The 26,353-nt window shown below is 66.3% G+C and carries 22 protein-coding genes, 1 tRNA gene and 2 pseudogenes; 15 read left to right on the forward strand and 10 right to left on the reverse strand.

The annotated features are described in order from the left end of the window. Positions 1-118 precede the first annotated feature (118 nt). The 9 genes from metH to JGR78_RS01310 all read left to right on the forward strand — a co-directional run bounded on the left by metH (position 119) and on the right by JGR78_RS01310 (position 11,532). On the forward strand, positions 119-3,850 hold the full coding sequence (metH, locus tag JGR78_RS01270) for a methionine synthase (protein ID WP_182805234.1): 3,732 nt from the start codon (positions 119-121) through the stop codon (positions 3,848-3,850). A gap of 49 nt (positions 3,851-3,899) precedes the next feature. Then, positions 3,900-3,986 (forward strand) — tRNA-Leu (locus JGR78_RS01275). A gap of 199 nt (positions 3,987-4,185) precedes the next feature. Then, positions 4,186-5,286 (forward strand): ABC transporter ATP-binding protein, encoded by a 1,101-nt coding sequence (locus JGR78_RS01280; RefSeq protein WP_182805236.1) that lies wholly within the window; start codon positions 4,186-4,188, stop codon positions 5,284-5,286. A 27-nt stretch (positions 5,287-5,313) separates the two neighbouring features. Then, positions 5,314-6,396, forward strand: coding sequence for an ABC transporter substrate-binding protein (locus tag JGR78_RS01285; protein ID WP_182805238.1), 1,083 nt, complete (start codon positions 5,314-5,316; stop codon positions 6,394-6,396). A 62-nt stretch (positions 6,397-6,458) separates the two neighbouring features. Continuing rightward, positions 6,459-7,538, forward strand: coding sequence for an ABC transporter substrate-binding protein (locus JGR78_RS01290; protein WP_182792992.1), 1,080 nt, complete (start codon positions 6,459-6,461; stop codon positions 7,536-7,538). A 54-nt stretch (positions 7,539-7,592) separates the two neighbouring features. Further along, positions 7,593-8,666 (forward strand): ABC transporter substrate-binding protein, encoded by a 1,074-nt coding sequence (locus tag JGR78_RS01295; protein ID WP_182805240.1) that lies wholly within the window; start codon positions 7,593-7,595, stop codon positions 8,664-8,666. A gap of 39 nt (positions 8,667-8,705) precedes the next feature. After that, a complete protein-coding gene (locus JGR78_RS01300) occupies positions 8,706-10,001 on the forward strand; it encodes an ABC transporter permease (RefSeq protein WP_182805242.1) in 1,296 nt (431 codons plus the stop codon). Between the two features lie 5 nt (positions 10,002-10,006). Next, entirely contained in the window at positions 10,007-10,978 is a 972-nt protein-coding gene (locus JGR78_RS01305) for an ABC transporter permease (protein WP_182792989.1), read from the forward strand. After that, positions 10,975-11,532 (forward strand): hemerythrin domain-containing protein, encoded by a 558-nt coding sequence (locus tag JGR78_RS01310; RefSeq protein WP_182805244.1) that lies wholly within the window; start codon positions 10,975-10,977, stop codon positions 11,530-11,532. Before JGR78_RS01305 ends, JGR78_RS01310 begins: the two co-directional genes overlap by 4 nt. Here the strand turns inward: JGR78_RS01310 and JGR78_RS01315 are convergent. The 8 genes and pseudogenes from JGR78_RS01315 to JGR78_RS01350 form a co-directional block, all read right to left on the reverse strand. Then, positions 11,529-12,473, reverse strand: a complete 945-nt coding sequence (locus JGR78_RS01315) for an AEC family transporter (protein WP_182792987.1) — start codon at positions 12,471-12,473, stop codon at positions 11,529-11,531. The two genes, JGR78_RS01310 and JGR78_RS01315, sit on opposite strands and share 4 nt — an antisense overlap. After that, positions 12,470-13,270, reverse strand: a complete 801-nt coding sequence (locus JGR78_RS01320; RefSeq protein ID WP_182792986.1) for an MBL fold metallo-hydrolase — start codon at positions 13,268-13,270, stop codon at positions 12,470-12,472. Before JGR78_RS01320 ends, JGR78_RS01315 begins: the two co-directional genes overlap by 4 nt. Then, the gene (locus JGR78_RS01325; RefSeq protein WP_182792985.1) at positions 13,267-14,070 is read right to left on the reverse strand and encodes a TatD family hydrolase; all 804 of its coding nucleotides are present in this window, start codon (positions 14,068-14,070) and stop codon (positions 13,267-13,269) included. The genes JGR78_RS01320 and JGR78_RS01325 overlap by 4 nt, the downstream gene beginning before the upstream one ends. Before the next feature lie 4 nt (positions 14,071-14,074). After that, positions 14,075-15,178: a DNA polymerase III subunit delta' gene (locus JGR78_RS01330; RefSeq protein ID WP_182805246.1), complete on the reverse strand. Its 1,104-nt coding sequence runs from the start codon at positions 15,176-15,178 to the stop codon at positions 14,075-14,077. 308 nt (positions 15,179-15,486) lie between these two features. Then, positions 15,487-15,924 (reverse strand): annotated as a pseudogene (gene tmk, locus JGR78_RS01335) (dTMP kinase); the annotation flags it as partial. Between the two features lie 12 nt (positions 15,925-15,936). Then, positions 15,937-17,103: a D-alanyl-D-alanine carboxypeptidase family protein gene (locus tag JGR78_RS01340; protein ID WP_182805248.1), complete on the reverse strand. Its 1,167-nt coding sequence runs from the start codon at positions 17,101-17,103 to the stop codon at positions 15,937-15,939. Positions 17,104-17,353: 250 nt separating this feature from the next. After that, a complete protein-coding gene (locus JGR78_RS01345) occupies positions 17,354-18,610 on the reverse strand; it encodes a DEAD/DEAH box helicase (protein WP_182805256.1) in 1,257 nt (418 codons plus the stop codon). 535 nt (positions 18,611-19,145) lie between these two features. Continuing rightward, positions 19,146-19,727 carry a hypothetical protein gene (locus tag JGR78_RS01350; RefSeq protein WP_234450811.1) on the reverse strand — a complete coding sequence of 194 codons (582 nt, stop codon included), beginning with the start codon at positions 19,725-19,727 and terminating at the stop codon, positions 19,146-19,148. Between the two features lie 391 nt (positions 19,728-20,118). Between JGR78_RS01350 and JGR78_RS01355 the strand changes: the two genes are divergently transcribed. The 3 genes and pseudogenes from JGR78_RS01355 to JGR78_RS01365 form a co-directional block, all read left to right on the forward strand. Beyond that, positions 20,119-20,331 carry a BrnT family toxin gene (locus tag JGR78_RS01355; RefSeq protein WP_234450922.1) on the forward strand — a complete coding sequence of 71 codons (213 nt, stop codon included), beginning with the start codon at positions 20,119-20,121 and terminating at the stop codon, positions 20,329-20,331. Further along, positions 20,300-20,578, forward strand: coding sequence for a DNA-binding transcriptional regulator (locus JGR78_RS01360; RefSeq protein ID WP_182805250.1), 279 nt, complete (start codon positions 20,300-20,302; stop codon positions 20,576-20,578). The genes JGR78_RS01355 and JGR78_RS01360 overlap by 32 nt, the downstream gene beginning before the upstream one ends. Positions 20,579-20,759: 181 nt before the next feature. Beyond that, a pseudogene (locus JGR78_RS01365) lies at positions 20,760-20,855 on the forward strand (transposase); the annotation flags it as partial. A gap of 68 nt (positions 20,856-20,923) precedes the next feature. Here JGR78_RS01365 and istB read toward each other — a convergent pair. Further along, positions 20,924-21,718 carry an IS21-like element helper ATPase IstB gene (gene istB, locus JGR78_RS01370; protein WP_200559304.1) on the reverse strand — a complete coding sequence of 265 codons (795 nt, stop codon included), beginning with the start codon at positions 21,716-21,718 and terminating at the stop codon, positions 20,924-20,926. Further along, complete coding sequence (gene istA / locus JGR78_RS01375) at positions 21,708-23,237, reverse strand: IS21 family transposase (RefSeq protein ID WP_200559303.1); 1,530 nt, start codon at positions 23,235-23,237, stop codon at positions 21,708-21,710. The genes istB and istA overlap by 11 nt, the downstream gene beginning before the upstream one ends. Positions 23,238-23,459: 222 nt before the next feature. On the opposite strand from istA, the gene JGR78_RS01380 reads away from it, so the two are divergent. The 3 genes from JGR78_RS01380 (at position 23,460) to JGR78_RS01390 (ending at position 26,340) form a co-directional block, all read left to right on the forward strand. Further along, positions 23,460-24,500, forward strand: a complete 1,041-nt coding sequence (locus JGR78_RS01380; protein ID WP_182806256.1) for an alpha/beta fold hydrolase — start codon at positions 23,460-23,462, stop codon at positions 24,498-24,500. A gap of 489 nt (positions 24,501-24,989) precedes the next feature. Continuing rightward, the gene (locus JGR78_RS01385; protein WP_200559393.1) at positions 24,990-25,868 is read left to right on the forward strand and encodes a hemerythrin domain-containing protein; all 879 of its coding nucleotides are present in this window, start codon (positions 24,990-24,992) and stop codon (positions 25,866-25,868) included. 40 nt (positions 25,869-25,908) lie between these two features. After that, entirely contained in the window at positions 25,909-26,340 is a 432-nt protein-coding gene (locus JGR78_RS01390) for a YsnF/AvaK domain-containing protein (protein ID WP_200559395.1), read from the forward strand. The last annotated feature ends 13 nt before the right edge of the window (positions 26,341-26,353 follow it).

Below are 26,353 nucleotides of genomic sequence, written 5' to 3' on the forward strand. Positions count from 1 at the left end.
GCCCGGCAATGGCGCTATGATTTATCATGAGCTGAGTTCATGTCTTATCTGCAAGACATGAGTTTCACCTTTCCTTCTTTGCCCGCTATACCGGACCGGTAATTGCCCGAGGTCCGTCATGCCCAAGTTGTCCCCTGTGTTCGATGCCATCCGCGCCGCCGCCCAAGCGCGCATCCTGATCCTCGACGGGGCGATGGGCACGCAGATCCAGCAACTCGGCCTGTCCGAGGATGACTTTCAGGGGGAGACGAACCGGGCAGGGGGATGCGCCTGTCATCTTCATTCGGACCATCCGCAGAAGGGCAACAACGACCTTCTGAACCTGACCCAGCCCGAGGCGATCGAGGAAATCCATTTCCGATACGCACTCGCCGGGGCGGATATCGTCGAGACGAACACCTTTTCCTCGACCTCGATCGCGCAGGCCGATTACGGGATGCAGGAACGGGTTTTCGCCCTGAACCGCGAGGGCGCGGCGCTGGCGCGGCGGGCGCTGGACCGGGCGACGGCGCAGGACGGGCGGATGCGCTGGGTTGCCGGCGCGCTGGGACCGACGAACCGGACGGCCTCGCTCAGCCCCGACGTCAACAACCCGGGCTTCCGCGCGGTCAGCTTCGACCAGCTGCGCGTGGCCTATGCCGAGCAGATCCAGGGGCTGATCGCGGGCGGGGCCGATCTGATCCTGATCGAGACGATCTTCGACACGCTGAACGCCAAGGCCGCGATCTTTGCCGCCGAAGAGGTGTTCGAGGACACCGGCCTGATCCTGCCCGTGATGATCTCGGGCACGATCACCGACCTGTCGGGGCGGACGCTGTCGGGGCAGACGCCAACGGCCTTCTGGCACTCGATCCACCACGCGCGGCCGCTGACGGTGGGGCTGAACTGCGCGCTGGGCGCGGATGCGATGCGCCCGCATCTGGCGGAATTGTCCGAGGTCGCGGATACGCTGGTCTGCGCCTATCCGAACGCGGGCCTGCCGAACGAGATGGGGGCCTATGACGAGACGCCCGCGCTGATGGCTGCCCAGATCGGCGGCTTTGCCGAGGAAGGGCTGGTCAACATCGTCGGCGGCTGCTGCGGCTCGACGCCCGAACATATCGCCGCGATTGCCAAAGCCGTGGCGGGTAAGGTCCCCCGTTCGGTGCCCGAGATCGCGCCGCAACTGCGGCTGTCGGGGCTGGAGCCTTTCGTCAAGACCGATGCGATCCCCTTCGTGAACGTGGGGGAACGGACGAACGTCACCGGCTCGGCCCGCTTCCGCAAGCTGATCACTGCGGGCGACTATCCGGCCGCGCTGGAGGTCGCGCGGGACCAGGTGGAAAACGGCGCCCAGATCATCGACGTGAACATGGACGAAGGGCTGATCGATTCGGCCGCCGTCATGACCGCCTTCCTGAACCTGATCGCGGCGGAACCCGACATCGCCCGCGTGCCGCTGATGATCGATTCGTCGAAATGGGAGGTGATCGAGGCCGGGCTGAAATGCACGCAAGGAAAGGCAATCGTGAACTCGATCAGCCTCAAGGAGGGCGAGGAGGCGTTCCTGCACCACGCCCGCCTTTGCCGCCGCTATGGCGCGGCGGTTGTCGTCATGGCCTTCGACGAGACGGGGCAGGCCGACACGGAAAACCGCAAGGTCGAAATCTGCGCCCGCGCTTATGACCTGCTGGTGAACGAGGTGGGCTTCCCGCCCGAGGACATCATCTTCGACCCCAACATCTTCGCAGTCGCCACGGGGATTGAGGAACACGACAACTACGGCGTAGATTTCATCAACGCCACGCGCCGCATCCGGCAGCAACTGCCGCATGTCCATGTCTCGGGCGGCGTCTCGAACCTGTCCTTCAGCTTCCGCGGCAACGAGCCGGTGCGCGAGGCGATGCACGCCGTCTTCCTGTATCACGCGATCCAGGCCGGCATGGACATGGGGATCGTGAACGCGGGGCAGCTTGCCGTCTATGACCAGATCGACCCGGAACTGCGCGAGGCCTGCGAGGACGTGGTCCTGAACCGCCGTGCGGATTCGACCGAGCGGCTGCTGGAACTGGCCGAGCGCTACAAGGGCGAAGGGGGGGCCAAGGCGCGCGAGAAAGACCTGCGCTGGCGCGAATGGCCGGTGGACAAGCGGCTGGAACACGCGTTGGTCAACGGCATCACCGAGTTCATCACCGAGGACACCGAAGAAGCGCGGCTGGCCGCCGCCCGCCCCCTGCACGTCATCGAAGGCCCGCTGATGGCGGGAATGAACGTCGTGGGCGACCTGTTCGGCGCGGGCAAGATGTTCCTGCCGCAGGTGGTGAAATCCGCCCGTGTCATGAAGCAGGCCGTCGCCCACCTTCTGCCATACATGGAGGCGGAAAAATCCGACGGCGCCTCAAGTTCCGCGGGCAAGATATTGATGGCGACCGTGAAAGGCGACGTTCATGACATCGGCAAGAATATCGTCGGGGTGGTCCTCGCCTGCAACAACTATGAGATCATCGACCTTGGTGTGATGGTCCCGGCGCAGAAGATCCTTGAGACCGCCAAGGCCGAGAAGGTGGACATCATCGGCCTTTCCGGCCTCATCACGCCCAGCCTGGACGAAATGGTGCATGTCGCCGCGGAAATGGAACGCGAGGGCTTCGACATTCCGCTGCTGATCGGCGGCGCGACGACCAGCCGGGTGCATACGGCAGTCAAGATCGACCCGCGCTATCACAAGGGCCAGACCGTCTATGTCACCGATGCAAGCCGTGCCGTGGGCGTCGTCTCGAACCTGCTGTCGGACGAAAAGATCAGCTACATCAGCAATGTGAGAAATGAATATCAGGAGGTTGCCACCCGCTATAACCGTGGCGACGACAAGCGTGCCCGGCTGTCGATCGAGGATGCGCGGGCGAATGCGGTGAAGGTTGACTGGTCGGCCTACGAGGCGACGCCGCCGCAGTTCGTCGGCACGAAGACCCTTGATGGCTGGGATCTGGCCGAGGCCGCCCGCTACATCGACTGGACGCCGTTCTTCCAGACTTGGGAGATGAAGGGCGTATATCCCAAGCTGCTGGACCATCCTGCTCAGGGCGAGGCCGCCCGCGCGCTGTTCGCGGATGCGCAGGCGATGCTGAAGCAGATTGTCGAGGAAAAGTGGCTCAGCCCTCGGGCCGTGGTGGGTTTCTGGCCCGCGAACCGCGTCGGCGACGACATCCGCTTGTGGACGGGCGAGGATCGCGGGACCGAGCTTGCCACGATGCACACGCTGCGCCAGCAGGTGACCAAGCGCGACGGGCGGCCGAACGTTGCGCTGGCGGATTTCGTGGCGCCGGAAGGGCAGCCCGACTGGATCGGTGGCTTTGTCGTGACAGCAGGCGACGAATCAGCCCGCGTGCAGGCGTTCAAGGATGCGCATGACGATTTCTCGGCGATTCTGCTGCAGGCTCTGGCCGACCGTTTCGCCGAGGCCTTGGCCGAGATGGTCCACGAACGGGTGCGGCGCGAGTTCTGGGGATATGCCCCCGACGAGTCCTTCACGCCTGTGGAACTGATCCCCGAACCCTATCGCGGCATCCGCCCCGCGCCCGGCTATCCTGCCCAGCCCGACCATACCGAGAAGCGCACGCTTTTCGACCTGCTGGACGCCACCGCCGCGACGGGGGTTGAACTGACCGAGTCGATGGCGATGTGGCCGGGGTCTTCCGTCTCGGGCCTCTATATCGCGCACCCGGATGCCTATTACTTCGGCGTCGCCAAGGTCGAGGCTGACCAGGTTGCCGACTATGCCGCCCGCAAGGAGATGAGCTTGGCCGAGGCGGAACGCTGGCTCGCGCCCGTGCTGAATTATGTGCCCGGCGCGGTGATCGCCGCCGAATGACCCCTTTTCAAACCCGGCGGGCGCGGCTATGTCACGCCCACCACGGAATGCGGTCGTGGCGGAATTGGTAGACGCGCAGCGTTGAGGTCGCTGTTCCTTAACCGGAGTGAAAGTTCGAGTCTTTTCGACCGCACCATGACAAGGGCGCCCCTCGGGGCGCCTTTTTCATGTCGTGGGCATGGAATATCCCGCCTTCCGGCAGGTTGCCGCTGCACCCGGCAAGTTCCCGGTCGGTGCCACGCCCGGTAAAACCTGCCGCATTATCACGTTGCAGCTTTGCGTTTCCGTTGCATAGAGTGACGCAACAAAGAACAGGAAGACAGGGAGCAGACGCCTTGACCCCGACCGGCAATGACGGATTCGTCGTCTTCGACCATGTCCAGAAAAGTTACGACGGCCAGACGCTTGTGGTGAAGGACCTCAATCTGTCGATCGGCAAGGGCGAGTTCCTGACGATGCTGGGGCCGTCCGGTTCCGGCAAGACCACCTGCCTGATGATGCTGGCGGGCTTCGAGACGGCGACCCATGGCGAGATCAGGCTGGGGGATCGCAACATCAACGACGTGCCGCCGCACAAGCGCGGCATCGGGATGGTGTTCCAGAACTACGCCTTGTTCCCGCACATGACGGTGGGCGAGAATCTGGCCTTTCCGCTGGAAGTGCGCGGCATGGGCAAGGCCGAACGCGAAAGCCGGATTATCCGGGCGCTGGACATGGTGCAGATGGGCCGCTTCCGCAACCGCCGTCCGGCACAGCTTTCGGGGGGTCAGCAGCAGCGGATCGCCTTGGCCCGCGCGCTGGTCTTCGACCCGCAGCTTGTGCTGATGGATGAACCCCTGGGCGCGCTGGACAAGCAGCTTCGTGAGCATATGCAGTATGAGATCAAGTCGCTGCATGACAATCTCGGGATCACGGTCGTCTATGTGACCCATGACCAGGGCGAGGCGCTGACGATGTCGGACCGCATCGCCGTCTTCAACGACGGGCGCATCCAGCAGCTCGCGCCGCCCTCGGTGCTGTATGAACAGCCGGAAAACAGCTTTGTTGCCGGGTTCATCGGGGAAAACAACAAGCTGTCCGGCACGATCGAGAAACTGGATGGCCAACGCGCCGAGGTTCGGTTGGCGACGGGCGAGCTGATCGACGCCACTGCCGTCAACATCCGTGAGGTGGGGCAGCAGACGATGGTCTCGATCCGCCCGGAACGGGTCGAGTTCAAGCCCGACCTGATGCCCGCGGGCACCCATACGATCGACGCCGAGGTGCGCGACGTGATCTACATGGGTGATATCCTGCGGGCGCGGATGAAGGTCGCGGGCAGCGACGACTTCGTGATGAAATTCCGCAACACGCTGGGCCAGACCCGTCTGCAGCCCGGCCAGCATATCCGCATCGGCTGGAACCCGCAGGATGCGCGGGCGCTCGATCGGGTTTGAATGAATAACAATAAAGGGAGGAAAGACATGAAGAAACTTCTGATCGCCACGACCGCGCTGGTCGGTCTGGGCTCGGCGGCCTTTGCCCAAAGCGGCGGCGTGCTGAACGTTCTGGACTGGGGGGGGGCCTACGGCCAGTCCCATGCCATCGCCTATAACGCGCCCTTCGAGGCCGAGACCGGCATCCGCATCACCGTGGCCGACGCCGACAACCCGGCGACCCCGATCAAGGCGATGGTCGAGGCGGGCAACGTCACCGCCGACGTGGCCTCGGTCGAATATGCCGACGCGGTTCGGCTTTGCGACGAGGGCGCGCTGGAAGAGATCGATCCGTCGATCCTCAGCGCGGCTGCCGACGGCACCTCGGCCGAGGAGGATTTCATCGAGGGCGCGCTGACGGATTGCTTCGTGGCGACCGATGTCTATTCGATGGTGCTGGCCTATGACGACAGCAAGTTCCCCGACGCCAAGCCGGCATCCCCGGCCGATTTCTTCGACACCGCCGCCTTCCCCGGCAAGCGCACCATGCGGAAAGGGGCCAAGTTCAACCTGGAACTGGCGCTGATGGCCGATGGCGTCCCCCCGGCCGAGGTCTATGACGTGCTGGCGACGCCCGAGGGCGTGGACCGCGCCTTTGCCAAGCTGGACACGATCAAGAATGACGTGATCTGGTGGGAAGCTGGCGCCCAGCCGCCGCAGCTTCTGGCGGATGGCGAGGTCACGATGGCCTTTGCCTTCAACGGCCGGATATTCAACGCCGCCATCGGCGAGAACAAGCCCTTCAACATCATCTGGAACGGCCAGATATACGAGATGGAAGGCTGGGTCATCCCCAAGGGCGCGCCCAACATGGAAAACGCGCTGAAATACATCGAGTTCTCGACCCGCCCCGAGCAGCTTGCCAAGGCCGCCGAGCATATCAGCTACGGCCCTCCGCGCCGGTCGTCGTCGTCGCTGGTCGGCAATGTCGCGGGCACCGAAACCCCGATGTCGCCGCACCTGCCGACCTCGCCCGAGAACCTCGACCAGGGGATCGCCTCGAACCTCGACTTCTGGGTCGATCACGACGGCGAACTGAGCGAGCGTTTCAACGCTTGGCTGGCCGGCTGACGGTCCTGCGGCGGCGCCGGGCATGGCGCCGCCTTCACCCTTATGGTTGCGAAAGAGCGGACATGGCACGGAACCTGATCGCGGGAACGGCTTTGGCGCTGGCCCTCGCGGGCGCGGCGCAGGCGCAGGATTCAATCAACATCACTACCTATGGCGGCGCCTTCGGCGAGGCGGTGAACCAGGCCTTCGCCCGGCCCTTCACCGAGGCGACCGGCATCCAGGCCAACATGGTCGACAACTCGGACCCTCCGGCCAAGCTGAAGGCCGAGGTCGAGGCCGGCAACGTCACCAGCGACGTTTATGACGTCGAGCAGTCGGACGTGATCCGCCTGTGCGACGAGGGGCTGATCGAGCCGATCGACCCGGCGACGCTGCCCGCCGCGGCGGACGGGACCACCGCTGCCGACGACTACCTGCCGCAGGCGCTGCATGACTGCGCGACCGCCATCATGGTGTGGTCGACCGTGATCGCCTATGACACCGAGGCTTTCCCGAACGGCGCGCCCGCGACTGTCGCGGATTTCTTTGACACGGCGCAGTTCCCCGGCAAGCGCGGCATCATCAAGCGCCCGAAATATGCGCTGGAATTCGCCCTGCTGGGCGACGGCGTGCCGCCCGACCAAGTCTATGACGTGCTTTCGACGCCCGAGGGCGTGGACCGCGCCTTTGCCAAGCTGGACACGATCAAGGACCAGGTGGTCTGGTGGGAGGCAGGCGCGCAGGCGCCGCAACTGCTGGCCGACAGGGAGGTCTCGATGACGCTGGCCTATAACGGTCGGATCTTCGACGCCATTGTCGAGGAAGGGAAGCCTTTCGCCTTTATCTGGGACGGCGCGAACCTGGACATGGATTACTGGGTGGTGCCGAGGGGCGCGCCGGATGTCGAGAAGTCGATGCAGTTCATCGCCTTTGCCTCGGACCCGGCGCGGCAGGCAGACCTGTCGAAATACATCGCCTATGGCCCGCCGCGCAAATCGGCGGCGGCCAGCGTCGGCACCTACAAGGACGGGACCACCGAGATGGCGCCCTACCTGCCGACCACCCCTGAGAACGCCGAAAGCGCGCTGGTCAACGACGCCGGCTTCTGGGCCGACCATGGCACCGAGTTGACGGAACGCTTCAACGCCTGGCTTGCTGGCTGACATGATGGCGGGGGCGTTCGCGCCCCGGCTGCCCCTTGCAACCCGGACATTCCGATGCACCGATCGCTGATCCTTGCCGCCGTGATGCTTGCCGCGCCCGCTTGGGCGCAGCAGAAGCCGCTGGTGATCGTCTCGTGGGGCGGCGACTTTGCGGCGCTGCAGGATGCCGCGATGGCCCGCCCCTTTACTGAACGGACCGGCCATCCGGTGCGCTTCGTCGATACCGATGACCCTGCCGGCATGGTCAAGGCGCAGGTCGAGGCCGGCAATGTCTCTGCCGATGTCGCCAGCGTCGGGCAGGGGGCGGGGATGCGGCTCTGCGAGGAAGGCGATGCCGAGCCGATCGATCCCTCCCGCCTCGCACCGGCGCCGGACGGCACGGTGGCCGAGGATTTCCTGCCCGGCACCCTGACCGAATGCTTTGTCGCCACGGATATCTATTCGACCGTCATCGCCTATGATGCGGGGCGGCTTGAAACGCCCCCCGCCACGGCTGCCGACTTCTTCGACCTGCAGCGCTTTCCCGGACGCCGCGGCCTGGGCCGCACGCCCCAGTTCACGATGGAACTCGCGCTGGTCGGCGACGGCGTGCCGCTGGACCAGGTCTATGACGTGCTGGCCACGCCCGAGGGGGTGGAACGCGCGCTGGCGAAGCTCGACACCATTCGCGACGAGATCGTCTGGTGGGAGGCCGGGGCCCAGCCGATCCAGCTTCTTGCCGATGGCGAGGTCGCGCTGGCCCATGCCTATAACGGCCGCGTCTTCAAGGCCGCGCAGGTGGACGGGCTGCCGCTGGCGATCCTGTGGGACGCCCAGATGCTGGAAGTCGAGGGCTGGGTGATCCCGAAAGGTGCGCCGAACCTTGAGGCCGCGCGGGATTTCGTGGCTTTCTCGACCTCGCCCGAGGTGCTGGCCCATGCCGCCGAGATCCTGCCCTATGGTCCGCCCCGCCGGTCGGCGCAGGCGATGGTAGGCAATTTCGTAGGCGATGGCACAACGCCGATGGGTCCGCACCTGCCAACCGCACCCGACAACATGACCAGTTCCCTGTTCGTGGACCCGGCATTCTGGGCCGACCACGAAACCGAACTGCGCGCCCGCTTCACCGCGTGGCTGGGCAGCGAATGACGACCGGCCCGATACCGCGGCCAAAGCGATAGGACCGACATGGCAACCGCTCTCGACCCCCATGCAGCCATCGTCAGGAAAGCCGGCGGCGCGCCCGCAATGCTGACGACCGCGGACGGCCGCCCCTTGGCCCGGGCATTGGCCCGCAGTTCGGCTCGGTCACGCCGGCGGGCCTTCCTGCTGGTGGCGCCGCTGCTGCTGTTCGTGGTCGTGACCTTCGTGATTCCGATCGGGCAGATGCTGCACCGCTCGATGTACAACGACGGCTTTGCGGCCAACATGCCGCAGATTTCCGCCTGGTTCGCCGAGAACCCGCCCGGCACCCAGCCCGACGAGACGGCTTTCGCCGCGCTGACCGCCGACCTGACGGCGGCGGCCGAGGCCCGCACCATTGGCATCGTCGGCACCCGGATGAACTATGACGTGCCGGGCACCCGCTCGCTGTTCACCTCGACCGGCCGGCAGGGGCGCGGCGGGTTCGAGCCGCCTTACCGCGAGGCGTTGACCGAGGTCGATCCTCGGTGGCAGGATCCGACGCTGTGGCGGGCCATGCGTTCGGCCTCGACAGCCTATACGGCGAATTTCTACCTGGCCGCAATGGACCTGACCCGCAACGACCAGAACGAGATCGTCAGCGTCCCCGAGCGCCAGCAGGTCTACGGGATGCTGTTCATGCGGACCTTCTGGCTGTCGCTGCTGATCACCGGGCTGACCTTTGTGCTGGGTTTCCCCATCGCGCATCTGCTGGCGACGCTGCCGACGCGGAAATCGAACCTGCTGATGATCCTAGTTCTGCTGCCCTTCTGGACCTCGCTTCTGGTGCGGACGACAGCTTGGATGGTCCTGCTGCAGCAGCAGGGGGTCGTGAACGACATCCTCGTCTGGCTGGGGATGATCGGGCAGGACGGGCGGCTGCAGATGATCTACAACCGCACCGGCACGATCATCGCCATGACCCATATCCTGCTGCCCTTCATGATCCTGCCGCTCTATTCCGTCATGCGGACGATCAATCCCAGCTATGTCCGCGCCGCCCGCTCGCTTGGGGCGACAAGCTGGACGGCCTTCCGCCGGGTCTATTTCCCACAGACCCTGCCGGGGCTGGGAGCGGGCGCCCTGCTCGTGTTCATCCTGGCGGTCGGCTACTACATCACGCCGGCGCTGGTGGGCGGGTCCTCGGGGCAGTTGATTTCCAACATGATCGCCATGCACATGACGGAAACGCTGAACTGGTCGATGGCCGCGGCATTGGCCGCGCTGCTGCTGGCCGGAGTCCTCATCCTCTACTGGGTCTATGACCGCATGGTCGGGATCGACAATCTCAAGCTGGGGTGAACCGAATGGCGCTGCCGACCTATGCTTCGCCGCTGGAACGGATCTGGCACTGGATCTACATCGCGATCTGCGTAGCGATCTTTTTCTTCCTGATCGCGCCGATCGTGGTGGTGATCCCGCTCAGCTTCAACGCCGAGCCTTATTTCACCTTCACCGACAGGATGCGCTCCTTCGACCCCGAGGGTTATTCCCTGCGCTGGTATGACACGCTGCTGACATTCGGCATGGCGAACCCGGATGCGCCGCGGGACACAAGCTGGTGGGCGGATGCGTGGAACAACGCGCGCTGGATCAATGCGGCCAAGAACTCGCTGATCATCGGCTTCTTCTCGACGATCCTTGCCACCGTGCTGGGGACGCTGGCGGCGCTGGGGCTGGCGCGGAAAGAGATGCCGTTCCGCCGGATCATCATGGCGGTGCTGATCTCGCCCATGATCGTGCCGATCATCATCACCGCGACAGGGATGTTCTTCTTCTATTCGTCCGCCTGCGTGGACACGACCTCGACCTTCGGGCGACTGCTGGCGCCGGTGCTGTCGAACTCGGGCTGCCTGGCCAATACCTACCTGGGCGTGATCCTCGCCCATGCGACACTGGGGATTCCCTTCGTCATCATCACCGTGACCGCGACGCTGATCGGCTTTGACCAGTCGTTGAACCGGGCAGCAGCGTCCTTGGGGGCGAACCCGAGGACGACCTTCTTCAAGGTCACGATGCCGCTGATCCTGCCGGGCGTGATCTCGGGCGCGCTGTTCGCCTTCGTCACCTCGTTCGATGAGGTGGTGGCGGTGCTGTTCATTGCCGGCCCCGACCAGCAGACGATCCCGCGGCAGATGTGGAACGGCATTCGCGAGCAGATCAGCCCGGCGATCCTCGCCGTCGCCACGCTGCTGGTGATCTTCTCGATCGCGCTGCTGGCGACGGTGGAACTGCTGCGCCGCCGGGGCGAGCGGCTGCGCGGGTTGACCCACTCATGACGCCCGAGGAGATCGCGGACGATGTCGCCCGCCCCCGCGCGCCCGGCTTCACGCTGGACCCTTTTCAGGAACTGAACGGCCGGGGTCTGGCCGCGATCCACCGCCTGTATCTGCGCGACCTGTCGGCGGTGGGCGCGCTGATGGGCGACATCCGGGCGGGGCTGCGGCAGCCCGGCGAGCTTGCGCCTGCGGTGCGCGGGATGCCGATGGCGCAAAACCTGAGGCTGTTCGGGACGGCCTGCGGGGCATCCTGCCGGGCGATCACCACGCATCACCAGATCGAGGATTTCCACCTTTACCCGCAGTTGGAAGTGCAGGGGAACGAGGTCCTGAACGCCGTGCTGTTCCGGCTGCGGCAGGAACATCGCGGGCTTGAGCATCTGATCGAGGTGCTGGCCGAGGCCGCCGATGCGCTGGCCACGGATCCGTCGCCTGCACGGTTCGATGCCTGCGCCGAGCGCTTTGCCGCGCTCGACCGCGCCGTGCGGTCGCATTTCCGCTACGAGGAAGACGAGATCGGCCCCGCGATTGGCTACTACGGGGTGCGGGTCTAGGGCAGGATCTCCAGCCAGCCCCAGACCGTCAGGATCGACAGGGCCGTGCCAATGAGCACCGCCGAAGCCGCGCTTCGGATGGCTGTGCCGTAAAGATTGGCGAACAGATAGGCGTTCACGCCCGGCGCCATCGTCGCCGTCACCACCGCCGACCGCAGCCCGTCCGTATCCAGCCCGAAGATCATCCCCAGCCCATAGGTCAGGCCGGGGTGCAGGATCAGCGAGCAGCCGCAGATCAGGGCGATGGACGCCGCGTCCCCTTGGGGCTTGTAGCGCAGCAACACGCCCCCCAAGGCGAACAGCGCCGCGGGAAGGGCAGAGCGCGCGATCATCTCGACCGCCGCCCAGAAGCCTTCGGGCAGGACCAGCCCGCCTTGCGTCAGCAGGTTCACCGCCAGCCCGCAAAGGATACCGATGACCAGCGGCGTCCGCACGACCCCGTGCAGTGCCCGCAGGGCGACCCGGCCGGGCGAGACCCCGCTGCCATGGGCGCGCGTGAACTCCATCACCGTGATCCCCAGCGTGTAAAGCAGGGGCGAGTGCAGTGCGATGATGGTGAAGTTGCCGGCCAGCGACTGCGGACCGTAAGCGCGCTCCATGATCGGGATGCCCAGCAGCAGCGAGTTCGAGAACAGGCAGGCGAAGCCGATGGCGACGGCATCCTCGGGCGAGCGGCCGATCACCCGCCACGCGACGATCCAGCCGACCAGGAACGAGGTGAACGCGCCAAGGTAGAAGGCCAGCAACAGCCATGGATCGAAGTCGGCCGACAGGTCCAGCGCCGCCATCGAGCTGAACAGCAGCACCGGCACCGCGAAGTTCTGGGCATAGCGCTGCAGCCCGTCGACCCCCGCCGGGCTGAACCACCCGCGCCAAGAGACGAGATAGCCCGCGCCGATCACCAGGAAGACCGGCAGGATGACGTCGAACAGCGCGCTCAAAGCTCGACGACCATCCCGTCATGGGCGGGGATGACGTGATCGGGCGTCTCGGCCATCACTGCGTCATGGTCCAGGTCGATGTGCATGTTGGTCAGGATGCCACGCCGGGCGCGTGAGCGCTCGATCCATTCCAGCGCCAGCGCCAGATGCGCGTGGCTGGGATGGGGCGTGCGGCGCAGGGCGTCGCAGATGAAGACCTCTGCGTCCATGATCGCGGGCCAGGCGTCATCGGGGATCGCCAGCACGTCCGGCAGATAGACCAGCGCCGGGGCGTCCTCACCCCCAAAGATGCGAAGTCCCAGCGCGGGAATGCCGTGGTCCACGGTGAAGGGGGTGACATGGATCGGGCCGCCCTCGCCGTGGATCGTGAAGGGACCGCCGATCAGATGCAGTTCAAGGATCGGAGGATAGGGCGATCCGGGCGGCGTCTCGAAGGCATAGCCGAAGCGGTTCATCAGCGCCGCAGTGGTGGGCCGGTCGGCCCAGCCCGGCAGGATGGATCGCCGGTTGTGGACGATCTGGCGCAGGTCGTCGATGCCGTGGATGTGGTCGGCATGAGGATGGGTCCAGACCACCCCGTCCAGCAGTCCTACGCCCGCGTCCAGCAGTTGCGGCACCATGTCCGGCCCGGTGTCGATCAGCACGCGGGTCGCCCCCCCGGCGCCCTGCCGTTCGACCAGCAGCGCGCAGCGCCGGCGCCGGTTCCTGGGGTTCGCCGGATCGCAGGCGCCCCAGTTTCCGCCCAGCCTCGGCACGCCCCCCGACGACCCGCAGCCGAGGATCGTCGCGCGGATCATGCGGCGGCCTTGGGGAACAGGCGGTCGAAATTGGCGCTGGTGAGCACCGCGAACTCAGGGAAGGTCATGCCGAAAAGCTCGGCGCCGACGCGGGCGGTATGGGCGACATAGGCCGGTTCGTTGCGCTTGCCGCGATGGGGCGGGGGCGCAAGGAAGGGCGCGTCGGTTTCCACCAGCACCCGGTCGCGGGGGGCGGCCGCGAAGATCTCGCGGATCTCGGTCGAGCGGGGGAAGGCCGCGATCCCCGACATCGACAGGTAGAAGCCGAGGTCCAGCGCCGTGCGCGCCAATTGCGGCCCCGAGGTATAGCAGTGCATCACGGCCGAGAACGGCCCCGCCGCGTGCTCGCGGGTCAGGATCGCGGCCATGTCGTCGTCTGCATCGCGCGAATGGATGATCAGCGGCAGCCCGGTTTGCCGCGCGGCCTCTATGTGGACTTCCAAGCTTTCGGCCTGAATGGCGGCGCTGTCGGCGGTATAGTGGTAATCCAGCCCGGTTTCGCCGATGCCGACGAACTTGGGATGCGCGGACAGGACAGCCAGTTCCCCGACGCTGGCAAGGGGTTCCTCGGCCGCCTGCATCGGGTGGGTGCCGGCGGCGTAGAAGACGCCCTCATGCGCCTCGGCGATGGCGCGGACCTGCGGTTCCAGCCGCAGGCGGGTGCAGATCGTGACCATGCGGGTGACGCCGGCGGCACGGGCACGGGCAACCAGATCGGTCTGCTGCCCGTCGAAATCGGGAAAGTCCAGGTGGCAGTGGCTGTCCACCAATGCCGGCGCAAGATTGTCGGTCGGGGTCATCGCGTCATCCTCGGCCCCGCGCCTCGGTGGCACCGGGGGCCTGCGCCAGGGTCAGGAGCATATCCATCACCAGCGCCACAGGGTCAAGGTTGACCGCCCGCCCGGCGCGGGCGCGCGCCGAAAGTTCGGCCTGCGCAGAGGCCCAGTGCCGGGCGGCGCGGTCGTCGGGCGAGATGCGGGCCAGCACCGCGCTTTCCCCCTCGGCCGCCTCGGGCAGTTGCGCGCCCATCAGCCCGGTGCGCGCCGCGCGGGAAAGAAAGCGGTCGAGCAGTGTCATGGTCAGGTCAAAGGGATCGCCCCCGGCGCCCGGACGGCCCGCCGCGTCCTGCGCGAAGGCAGCGGCGGCCTGCCGGTCCATCTCGGGCCGGGCAAACAGCGCGACGAGATCGGCATAGCGGTCCAGCCCGTCCTGGCCCGAAAGCCGCAGCGCCTCGCCGACCGAACCGCCTGCCAGCGCCCCCAGTCGCGCCGGATTGCCCGCCACCTCAAGCGGCGCGAGCGCCGTCGCCATGTCCTCGGGCGACAGCGGCATCAGCCGCAACTCGCGGCAGCGCGAGCGGATCGTCGGCAGAAGCCGCGCGGGCTGGTGCGCGACCAGCAGCAGGACCGCGCCCGCGGGCGGCTCTTCCAGCATTTTCAGCACGGCGTTGGCGGCGGCGGTGTTCATGTCGTCGGCGGCGTCGATGATGGCGACGCGGCGGCCGCCCTCGGCCGCGCTCATGTGGAAGAAGGACAGCAGCTTGCGGATATCCTCGACCACGATCTCGGCCCGCAGGCGGCCCTTGTCGTCGAGAGAGCGGCGGACCAGATGCAGGCGCGGCTCGGACAGGGCGCGCAGGCGGCGGGCGACGGGGTGATCCTCGGGCACCGACAGGTCGGGCGAGCCTGTTCCGGCCAGAAGCCAGCGGGCGATGATCCAGGCCAGCGTCGCCTTGCCGGTGCCGCGGGGGCCGGTGATGAGCCAGCCATGATGCATCCGGCCCGAGGCAGCGGCGGTCTGGAAGGCGGCAAGGGCTGGGTCCTGACCGACCAGCCGGCGCGTCTCGCGCGGGTGCGGCGCGCCGGGAACGCGGTCGGATTCGACCGGTATATCGGGATCGTCGCTCATGTCGCGGCCCTGACGCGGGCGGCCACGGTTTCGGCCGGGCCGCTGCCGTCAATCAGCCGGACGCGGTTGGGATGGGCGCGGGCGAGATCTTGGAAGCCTTGGCGCAGCGCGGTCTGGAAGCCGAGGCCCATGGCCTCGAAGCGGTCCTCGGCGGCAAGATCCGCAACCGGAGGGAGCGAGGGATCAGGTTGCCGGTCTGCAACCGCAGGCGTGACGGTCCCGGCAGGGACCGGCGATTCGACATCCTTGGCCAAAGGGGGCGGCGAGGCCCAAGCGGGATCATGGGCAATGGGGAAGGGTGAGGCGGGCATCCGGCCTGTCGCCCTTGCGAGCGCCTCGGCGGGGTCGAGGTCGATCACGAAGGTCCGGTCCGGCTCGATCCCGATCAGCAGGCGATGCAGGTCCTCGACAGCTTGCGCCAGATCGGCGCGGGCGACGCCCTGATAGACCCGGGTGGAATCCGCGAAACGGTCGGTCACCACCCAGGCGCCGCGATCCAGCGCGGGAAGGATGGTGCGTTCCAGGTGGTCGCGGCGGGCGGCGGTGAACAGCAGAAGCTCGGTTTCCGGCGACCAGCGGTCGGCGCGGCCCTCGACCAGCAGGCGGCGGATCTGTTCCGCCCCCGGCGAGCCGCCCGGCTCGCGGGTCAGCACGACCTCGCGGCCCTCGGCCTGCAGGCTTTCGGCCAGCCGCCGCGCCTGGGTGGACTTGCCCGACCCGTCGATGCCTTCGAAGCTGATGAACACCGTGGCGCCGTCTCAGCCGCCGACAGCGGCCACGGCGCGCTCGCCCAGCCGGAAGGCGGCGTTCTGCAGCCGCCCGACAAAGCCCGCGCGGGCCACCTCGGTCGCGGCAACCAGCGGCAGGCGGGATTCGACCGAGCCAGGCACGGATACAACCAGATCGCCCACCCGCTGACCGGCGGCGATCGGCGCCTCGATGGGGCCGTCAAAGACGGCTTCCGCGGTCACGCCCAAGGCCGCGCCCGCGGGGATCAGCACGTTCACGCCCTCGGGCGCGGTCAGGGCGACGCGGCGTGACTGACCCAGCCAGACCGGCGCCCAGGCGACGGTTTCGCCCTTAGGTATCACTGTCTTCATGGTGAACTGCCGGAAGGCCCAGTTGACGATCCGTTCCGATTCCTCGGCCCGCGCGCGTTCCGAGGGCAGGCCATTGACCACGAAGATCACCCGCCGCCCGTCCTGCACCGCCGAGCCGACAAGGCCGTAGCCCGCCTCTTGCGTATGCCCGGTCTTCAGCCCGTCCGCGCCGATGCCAAGCCCGAGGATCGGGTTGCGGTTGCGGGCATTGGCCGGGGCGCGGCCGTCATACTCGAAGCTGTTCAGGGCGAAGTTCCTGTAAAGCTCGGGGAAGTCCTCGACCAGATGCTGGGCGAGCTTGCCCAGGTCGCTGGCCGACATGACATGCCCCGGCGCAGGCCAGCCCGAGGAATTGACAAGATGCGTATCCTGCAGGCCGAGTTCCTGCGCCCGGGCGTTCATCTCGCGCGCAAAGGCCTCCTCGGTTCCCGCCAGCCCTTCGGCCACCACGACGCAGGCGTCGTTGCCCGACAGCACGATGATGCCCTTGATGAGTTCATCCACCGTGGGCCGGTCGAGTTCGTTCAGGAACATCGTCGAGCCGCCCATCTGCCGCGCCTTGGTCGAGACGGGAAAGCGCGTGTCCAGCGTCACGCGGCCCTGATCCAGCGCCTCGAACAGCATGTAGACGGTCATCAGCTTGGACATCGAGGCGGGCGGCATCGGCTCATGCGCGTTCTTTTCCATCAGCACGCTGCCGGTCGCGACGTCATAGACCCAGGCGGACTGGGCATTGGTGTCAAAGGATTGCGCCGCCACCCCGAGCGGGCCGAGGACGACCGCCGCAACGATTCCGGCGAGAACACGGGACCAGAGCGCGCGCATGAGGTTTCCTTTCCCAGTTTCGGCCAAGCGTTAGCCCAGCCGGTTCCGCCCCGCAACGTTGCCCGTCCCCGCAGTCATTGCATCCAGAGATAAAGATTTGCTGAATGCCGTTCGCACGGGAAGCGCGCAGACCAGCCCGACCGACCGCCACCCTCTGCCGCGACAGAACAGCCGCCATCGGCCTGCGAGGAGGCCTCAACGTGAAAAACGCGCCGGTGGCGCGTTTTCCAGATGGTTCTCAGAGCCGTAATCAGCCGTCGCGCTGCTGTGATTTTGGTGCGCGCGAGGGGCGGCGGGCGGGACGCTTGTGCTGGCCCTCGGGGCGGCCCGGCCGGGCAGGGCGGCCCGAAGGGCGCGGCGCGGCGGGGATGCCGACCGGCGGCTCGCCCCCGATTACCGGGATTGCGGCCTTCATCGCCTTTTCGATCGCCCGCAGTTCCCCTGCCTCGGCCGGGGCGCAGAAAGCCACGGCGCGGCCATCGCGTCCCGCCCGCGCGGTGCGGCCGATGCGGTGGACATAGTTTTCCGGCACGTTCGGCAGGTCGTAGTTGTAGATATGCGCCACCTGCGGGATGTCGAGCCCGCGCGCCGCCACGTCGGTCGCCACCAGCACCTGCGTCTCGCCGGCCCGGAACGAGGCCAAGGCGCGTTCCCGCTGGCCCTGGCTCTTGTTGCCGTGGATGGCGGCCACCTTGAAGCCCCACTTCTCCAGCAGCTTGGCCAGCTTTTCGGACCCGTGCTTGGTGCGTCCGAAGACGATGGCAAGCTCGCCCGGATACTTCGACAGGTATTCGGCCAGCAGCTCCGCCTTGTCGCCCTGGTTCACGAAATGCACGCCCTGGTCGATCTTTTCGGCCGGCTTGCCCGGCGGGTCCACCGCCACCCGGACCGGATCGGTCAGGTAGCTTTCGGCCAGTTCCTCCATCAGCTTGGGCATGGTGGCGGAAAACAGCATCGTCTGGCGGTCGCGCGGCAGCAGCTTGGCGATGCGGCGCAGCGCGTGGATGAAGCCGATGTCGAGCATCTGGTCGGCCTCGTCCAGCACCAGATAGCGGGTCTGATCGAAGCGGACGGCCTTGCGCTCGATCAGGTCGATCAGGCGGCCGGGCGTCGCGATCAGCACATCGACGCCGCGCGACAGGCGGTCGATCTGCACGTTGATCGAGGCGCCGCCGACCACGCGGAAGGCGCGGATGCCGGTGCCGCGGGCAAAGCCCTCGACGTTCTGGGCGATCTGGGTCGCGAGTTCCCGCGTGGGGGCCAGGATCAGCGCCTTGCAGCTGTGCGGCTCGGCCCGCTCGCCCTTGATGACAAGGCGGGACAGCATCGGCAGGCTGAAGGCCGCCGTCTTGCCGGTGCCGGTCTGGGCGAGGCCCAGCAGGTCGCGGCCCGCGACCAGCGCCGGGATCGCCTCGGTCTGAATCGGGGTGGGTTCGTTCAGGCCCAGTTCCGGCAGGTTGATCGCCACGCGTGCGTCGATGCCCATGCGGGTGAAGGGCGTGTCCATGTCCGGGATGGCGCGACGGATGAAGGGCTCGGGTTCGGTGCGGGCCTTCTTGGCGCGGCCGGGACCGCGGCGGGCGTCGAAGCCGGCCGAGCGCGGCTTGTCGTGGTCGCGCTGGTTGCGGTCGGTCCGGGCGCGTGCCGGACGGGTGGTGGTGGTGTCTGTCATCTCATGTCCTTGGTCGCCGTCCCTCGTACCGGGACGCGCGGAAGGCCGCGGCACGGGGCTGCGGCAGGCAGGGGCGCGGGTCAGATACGAAACCCGCCGGCAACCCTGCGTGACATGGGGAACCAGTCTGATCGTCGGCCCTGGCGGGAACAGGATGCCCTGCGGCTGCTCACGCGGCAGCGGGTGGCGACCGGGACAACATGGCCAGTCTGGGGGAAAAGTCAAGGACAGAGGGTTGCCGCTGCCGAAAACGTGGCGGAAAACAGGCAGGCGGTCGACCGGTTGATTGCGGCTTCCGCCAGCTTCGTCAGAATCCCTTGAGTTCCGGATTCCTCGGCCGGCGTCTGGTCCGGCAACCGCGCAGCATCATTCAGGCATAGCGGGCAATCCCGTTGCCGTCGATGTTGTCGGTCATCACCAGCGTGCAGAGCATCGCCGGCTGGTGGTCCCGCGCGGCATATTCCAGATGCTTCGCCTTGCCGCGGAAATCTGCCTCTTTCACCTTCGGCCGGGCAAGGCTCGCCTCGAACAGGTTGTATTCCGTCCGCAGGTCGGCGTTCTGCAGCCGCAGGCTTTTCTCCATCCGGCGCGAGTTGGCGTAGGTCTCGATCCCCACCGCGATGGCGCCGGTCGAGCGCAGGGCGTCCCAGACGGCCAGCCCGTCCTCGTAGGCCATGTGCAGTTCCCACCCCCGTTCCCCGACATAGGAGATGCGGAAGGCCGTGACCTCGCGCCCCGCGATCCTGATCGGGCGGAGGGCGGCGAAGGGGAAGGCCTCGGGTTCCAGCGCGGCGGGGTCTTCCACCACAGTTTGAAGCTTGGCGCGAGCCTCCGGCCCCCAGAAGCCGATGGTGATGCGGTCCTCGGTCGCGTCCGTCAGGGTGACGTCCAGCTCCCGGTCCTGCGCCACGCGGCGCATGTAGGTCAGGTCGCGCGGACCGGCATCTGACAAAGCTCAGTAGCAGACCAGGAATGGACCGAAGCCGAGACTAAAGAGGCCTAAATCCTGGAGTCCCGAGCAGCCGAAATCTTGACACGGCAAAAAGATCCGCCTCCTGTCCTGAGGAACCCTATGGAGTGAACCCCTGAGGCTGGACCACATCGCGCCATCCGAACTAAGCCGCCTTTCGGGCGAACAGGCTTTCGAATTCCTCGGGGGTGCGGTAGCCGAGGGGTTCACTCCAAACTCGGGTCAGTTCCAGGTGGAAATCAACATCCTCGACAACTCACGAGCGAGAAGGGGTTGCCGTACATACGGAAATCCCGTATATTCGTAATCCAAGACGCAGGACAGGTTCGACCCCGCCAAGGATGCGGCAAACCGCGAGAAGCACAAGTTATCGCTGGTCTTTGGCGACCAGGTTTTTGAAGACGATAACCACCTCATCATTCCCTCCATCCGCGAGATTGACGGCGAGGAGCGGTTCAAGGTGGTCGGTATCGTCGGAGAGAAGCTGTTCACCGGCGTCTTCGTCTGGCGGGGCGAACGGCCCCGCTTCATCTCGGTGAGAAGGAGCAACAAGGGTGAAGAAAAAGCATATCGCACTGCCTGCTGACCCGGCCGACGCCGAGGATTTCGACGTGACCGCTGAGGCGCTGGACCGGAGCCAGCGCGCCCGGCTGATCCGCAAGACCAGAACCGGTCTTGGTCTGTCGCAGACCGAGTTCGCCAGCCGCTTCCGCGTTCCAGTCGGCACCTTGCGCGACTGGGAGCAGGCACGGGCGACCGCGCCGGATTTCGCCATCGCCTATGTGCGCGTGATCGCCAAGCATCCGGACATGGTGGCTAAGGCCGTCGCATAGCTTGGCTTGCGGGAGAGTTTGGCTGCTTGCTCTACTCCAGATTGAAAAGGAATCAACCTCGGAGAAGCCGCAGGAGTAGCGTCCACAAGCCAGAAGATCGGCGCTGCTGATGCCGGGCTGGCCTGCTGCCGGTTTCGTGGACACGAAGATAAGATCGTGACCAAGGGACCCGAAAGTGGATATGACGAGACGGAAGTTCCGCGGCGAGTTCAAGGTCGAGGCCGTCAGGCTGGTGACCGAGCGCGGCGTAGCGGTGGCGCAAGCCGCCCGTGTGTTGATTTCCACTCGGAACTGACCCGGGTTTTCCATCGAGAACTGACCCACCCTCAGGTTATGTTTCGTGGGTTAGGCTTGGGTCAAGGCATGGCCGGCCTCCTTGGTTTTCCTGGCTGCTGCGGCTGAGCTTGCCTTGAAGCGGAAGCTGTCGTTTCCGGTCTCCAGGATGTGGCAGCGGTGGGTGAGGCGATCGAGCAGCGCGGTGGTCATTTTGGCATCGCCGAAGACGGTGGCCCATTCGCTGAAGCTCAGGTTGGTGGTGATGACAACGCTGGTGCGCTCATAGAGCTTGCTCAGAAGGTGGAAGAGCAGCGCACCGCCTGAAGCGCTGAACGGCAAGTAGCCCAGTTCGTCCAGGATCACGAGATCGAGCCGGGTCAATCCCTCCGCGATCTGGCCCGCCTTGCCCTTGGTTTTCTCCTGCTCGAGGGCATTGACGAGTTCGATGGTGGAGAAGAAGCGGACCTTCCGGCGGTGGTGTTCGATGGCCTGGATGCCCAGGGCGGTTGCGACATGGGTCTTGCCGGTGCCCGGCCCGCCGATCAGCACGACATTCTGCGCGCCGTCGATGAACTCGCAGCGGTGGAGCTGGCGCACCGTGACCTCGTTGATCTCGCTGGCAGCGAAGTCGAAGCCCGAGAGATCCTTGTAGGCCGGGAAGCGCGCGGCCTTCATGTGATAGGCAATGGAGCGCACTTCGCGTTCCGCCAGTTCGGCCTTCAGCAGCTGGGACAGGATCGGCACGGCTGTCTCGAATGCCGGCGCCCCCTGTTCGATCAGGTCGGTGACGGCCTGGGCCATGCCGTGCATCTTCAGGCTGCGGAGCATGATGACGATGGCGCCGCTGGCGGGATCATGACGCATGGCGGTCTCCGATCTGCGCCCGCAGGTCGTCATAGCGTTCGACATTGGCCTTCGGCTCATGGCGCAGGATCAGCGCCTCCGGTGTGTCGATGTTCGGGCCGCCGGTCGTCTTGCCATCGATCAGCCTGTGCAGGAGATTCAACACATGGGTCTTGGTCGCGACGCCTTCGGCCAGGGCCATTTCCACAGCAACCAGCACAGCCTGTTCATCATGCTGCAGGACCAGCGCCAGGATATCGACCATCTCGCGATCGCCACCGGGTCGTCGCAGCATCTGGTCCTGCAACTGTCGGAAGGCCGCGGGCAGTTCCGCGAAGGGCGCACCGTTCCTGAGGGCACCCGGCTTGCGCTGGATGACGGCCAGATAATGCCGCCAGTCATAGATCGTGCGAGGCGGCAGGTGATGGGACCGCTGGATCACCCGCCCATGTTCGCACAGGATCTGTCCCTCGGCGGCAACCACCAGCCGATCCGGGTAGACCCTGAGGCTGACAGGACGGTTGGCAAAGGACGCCGGCACGCTGTAGCGGTTGCGCTCGAAGCTGATCAGGCAGGTGGGTGAGACACGCTTGCTCCGCTCGACGAAGCCGTCGAAGGCAGGCGGCAGCGGCATCAGCGCGGCCTGTTCTTCGGCCCAGGCGTCGGCGACGGTTCCGGGCAGAACCCCGTGCGGGATCTCGCGCCACAACTCCAGGCAGCGCCGTTCCAGCCAGGCGTTCAGCGCCGCCAGGTCAGGAAAGTTCGGCATCGGCTGCCACAAACGAGGCCGGGCATCCTGAACGTTCTTCTCGACCTGTCCCTTCTCCCATCCCGCGGCAGGATTGCAGAACTCCGGCTCGAAGACATAGTGGTTGGTCATGGCGAGGAAGCGGATGTTGACCTGCCGTTCCTTGCCGCGGCCAACGCGGTCAACCGCTGTCTTCATGTTATCGTAGATGCCGCGACCCGGCACGCCGCCAAAGACGCGGAACCCGTGCCAATGGGCATCGAACAGCATCTCGTGGGTTTGCAGCAGATAGGCCCGAACCAGGAAGGCCCGGCTGTGTGCCAGCTTGATGTGGGCGACCTGAAGCTTCGTGCGCTCCCCGCCCAGAACCGCGTAGTCCTCGCTCCAATCGAACTGGAACGCCTCGCCCGGACGAAAGACCAAGGGGACGAAGGTGCCGCGGCCCGTCGTCTGCTGCTCGCGCTGCCGGTCCATCCGCCATTGCCGGGCGAAGGCCGCGACCCGGCCGTAGGAGCCGGTGAAGCCGAGCGCCACGAGGTCGGCATGGAGTTGCTTCAGCGTCCGGCGCTGCTTGCGTGACTTGCCGGCTTCCGTCTTCAGCCACGCCGCCAGCTTCTCGGAAAACGGATCGAGCTTGCTCGGCCGATCAGGCGTCGCGAACCTCGGCTCGATGGTCCCAGCGCTCAGATACTTCCTGATGGTGTTGCGCGACAGGCCGGTCCGCCGTGCGATCTCCCGGATCGGCAGCTTCTCCCGCAACGCCATGCGTCGGATGATGTTCAAAAGTCCCATGTGGATCACTCCATTACCCCCGCCGCGCTCCGCTTTGGGGAAGGTTCACATGGGTCAGTTCTCAGTGGAAATTACGCCCCTACCCGGGTCAGTTCCGGGTGGAAATCAACAGCTCGGGATCATGCAGGGAACCATTTCACCCGTTCGCGCGTAGTTATGCTGCACTGCAGCATGGCGTTTCCCTTGCCGCCAGGACGCAGCTTTCTCAGATCGGATATTCCCATGAACGCTCAACCTCGCAGGCAACTGCATGATGATCCCCGCGGCGCATTGCGCAGGCAGTCGTCGCCCGCGCGCCCTGCGGCCCGGGCCGCAGTCATCGGCCTCGCGGCCGCAGGACTGGCCATCTCGGCCCTCGTCAACCATCGCCTGGCCCGCAAGGCCGAGCAGGACAATCCCCCGGTCGGGCAGTTCCTGAACGTCAACGGCGTCCGTCTGCACTATGTGGAGCGGGGCAGCGGCGAGCCGGTCGTCCTGCTGCATGGCAATGGCAGCATGATCCAGGACTTTGAATCGAGCGGCCTCATCGACCTTGCAGCCAGGAAATACCGTGTGATCGTCCTGGACCGGCCCGGCTATGGTCACAGCGACCGCCCGCGCAGCACGATCTGGACGCCTGCGGCGCAGGCGGACCTGATCCACGACGCGCTTGCGCAGATCGGCATCACGCGCGCGACGATCCTCGGCCATTCCTGGGGTTGCTCGGTGGCGGTGGCGCTTGCGCATAAATACCCCGATCTGGTCGGCGGGCTCGTTCTGGCGTCGGGCTATTACTATCCGACGGCGCGGCTTGATGTGGTCGGCATGGGGGTTCCGGCAGTGCCAGTAGCGGGCGACGTCATCCGCTACACGATCTCGCCGGTCCTGAGCCGGCTGATGTGGCCGCTCCTCATGCGGAAGATCTTCGGCCCCGAGGCAGTACCCGGAAAATTCGCCGGGTTCCCGAAGGCCATGGCGGTCCGCCCGTCCCAGATCCGCGCAAGCGCCGCAGAGTCGGCCCTGATGGTTCCGGATGCCTTGGCCGCTCGTGACACCTACGCCCGCCTCAAGATGCCCGTGGCCATCATCGCGGGCGCCGAGGACCGCCTTGTGGATGCCGAGGATCAGTCCGCCAGACTGCACGGCGACATCCCGCACAGCAGCTTCCACCGCATCCCCGGGGCGGGCCACATGATCCATCAGACCGAGACCGAAGCGGTCATGTCCGCCATCGAGAAGGTGGCTCCGCCGCACGGCCGGAACGCAAGGCTCAACGCCGCCTGAGGCAAAGGCACGCCTGTGCGGTGGAGCTGTCGAACAGAACTGTTCGGCGGCTCTGCCGCCTTTCACCAAGCGGGTGCGCGCGTTCCTGGAACGCACCTGGCCGTGGCCGCGGATGGATGCAGACCCCACGCGCGGGCAAATCTGGCGACCGGGCGCTACGTCGCGGCAGCGGCAACCTTCTCATGGGGGACGCTGTCACTGGTCGGTAGGCGCCTTCATGCTCATTCGAAGGACAAGCGGCGGGAGAGGCCAAATTATCCGGACCCTGCGGAACTCTTGTGCGGCCGGGACATTGTTGCAGTGCAGCATCCGTGAATGCACACGCAGCATTCGCGTTATCAGAAACTCCCCTTGGGGAAACTTGGGCCACCTTGCCGCCAAAACGCGGCGCCTGTTCACCCCAGCTTCCTCACGTCGCGTGAGGCCGTCCTAAGGAAGGCTCCCGAGCCTTGCGACGGTCCCCCACGCCTCTCAACAAGGACCAGAAAAATGACCACCATCCAGCAACTGATGCAGACCGGCCAGCTCAAGGCCAACGAGATCTTCGCGAAGCTCGCCGAAACTCCTCTGGCAGCCAGGACACGCGACCGGCTGGTCTCCGACCTGAAGGTCGAGTTCGACCGCCAGGCCGAGTTCGAGGAACAGCGTCTCCTTCCGGTGCTGAGAGAGAACAGGGAGACGAAGGACCTCGTGGCCGCGGCGCTGAACGACAGCCAGCAGATGCGCAAGCTCCTCGGCGAGATCGAGCGCAGCCCGAGGGACGGCGAGGCGTTCGGCACCAAGGTCGCCGAGTTCCGGGACCTGTTCCAGCGGCGCTTTCGTGACGACAGGAACGAGATCCTGCCGGCCGTCGTGAAGGCGCTGAGCGACGCGGAGGCCGGCACCGCCGCCAGCAAGACCGAAGGCGGGACAACCGGGATCACGCCGGCGCGCCGCGCGGGCGGGCGAGAGAACCCGATGACGGACGCCGCGCGCCAGAGCGGGGAGATCATGAAGGCCGGCATGGATGTGGTGCAACAAGGCGCCCAGGTGGCACGCAGGGCCATGGGAGCCGGCACCGATGCGGCTGGCGGAAGGGACCGGGGGCTTCAGCCCACGGCTGTTCTCGGGGAACTGCAGGAAACGGCCCGCGAGGCGGGCTCTGTCGGCAATTCGATGATGGCGCTGCTCAACGAGCAGGCGCTGCAGGCGCTGCAGGTCCAGACCTCGATGGCGGCCGGGCGCATCCGGACGCTGGCAGAAATGGCCCAGATGCAAAGCGCCTTCATGGCCGGCAGCTTCCAGCGGATGGGGCAGATCAACGACCGCTACCTTGCTTTCCTGCGCGGCTGGAGGACCGTCCCGGCCTTCCCGTCCGCCCGTCGCTGAACCTGGGAACAGTCCGCAGCCGTCCGGGATCGGAGAATCCATGTCGAAGCAATCCAGACCCGCGCGGGATGCCGTTTCCGCGCCCCCTGCCCAGATCATCCCGATCGTCGAAGAGCAGGTCCTTGTCCTCAAGCGCAAGACGCTGACCGAAGGCGTTCGTGTCCGCACGGTGGTGCGCGAGGACGAGGCGCTGATCGACGAGCCCGTCGTCCGCGAGACCGTCGAGGTCGAGCGGGTGCCGCTCGGCCGATGGGTGGATGGTCCGGTTCCGGTGCGGCAGGAGGGCGACATCACGATCGTCACGCTCGTCGAAGAGGTCGTGGTGGTCGAGAAGCGCCTGCGCGCGACCGAGGAGATCCGCATCACCCGGCGCAAGGACACCGAACAGCATTCCGAGACCGTCACGCTGCGCCATGAGGAAGCCGTCATCGAACGCCTGAACGCCAACGGCGACAGCCACGACCCGGACTGAACGGGCGCCTGCC

The organism is Paracoccus sp. MC1862 (genome assembly GCF_016617715.1).
GTDB lineage: Bacteria > Pseudomonadota > Alphaproteobacteria > Rhodobacterales > Rhodobacteraceae > Paracoccus.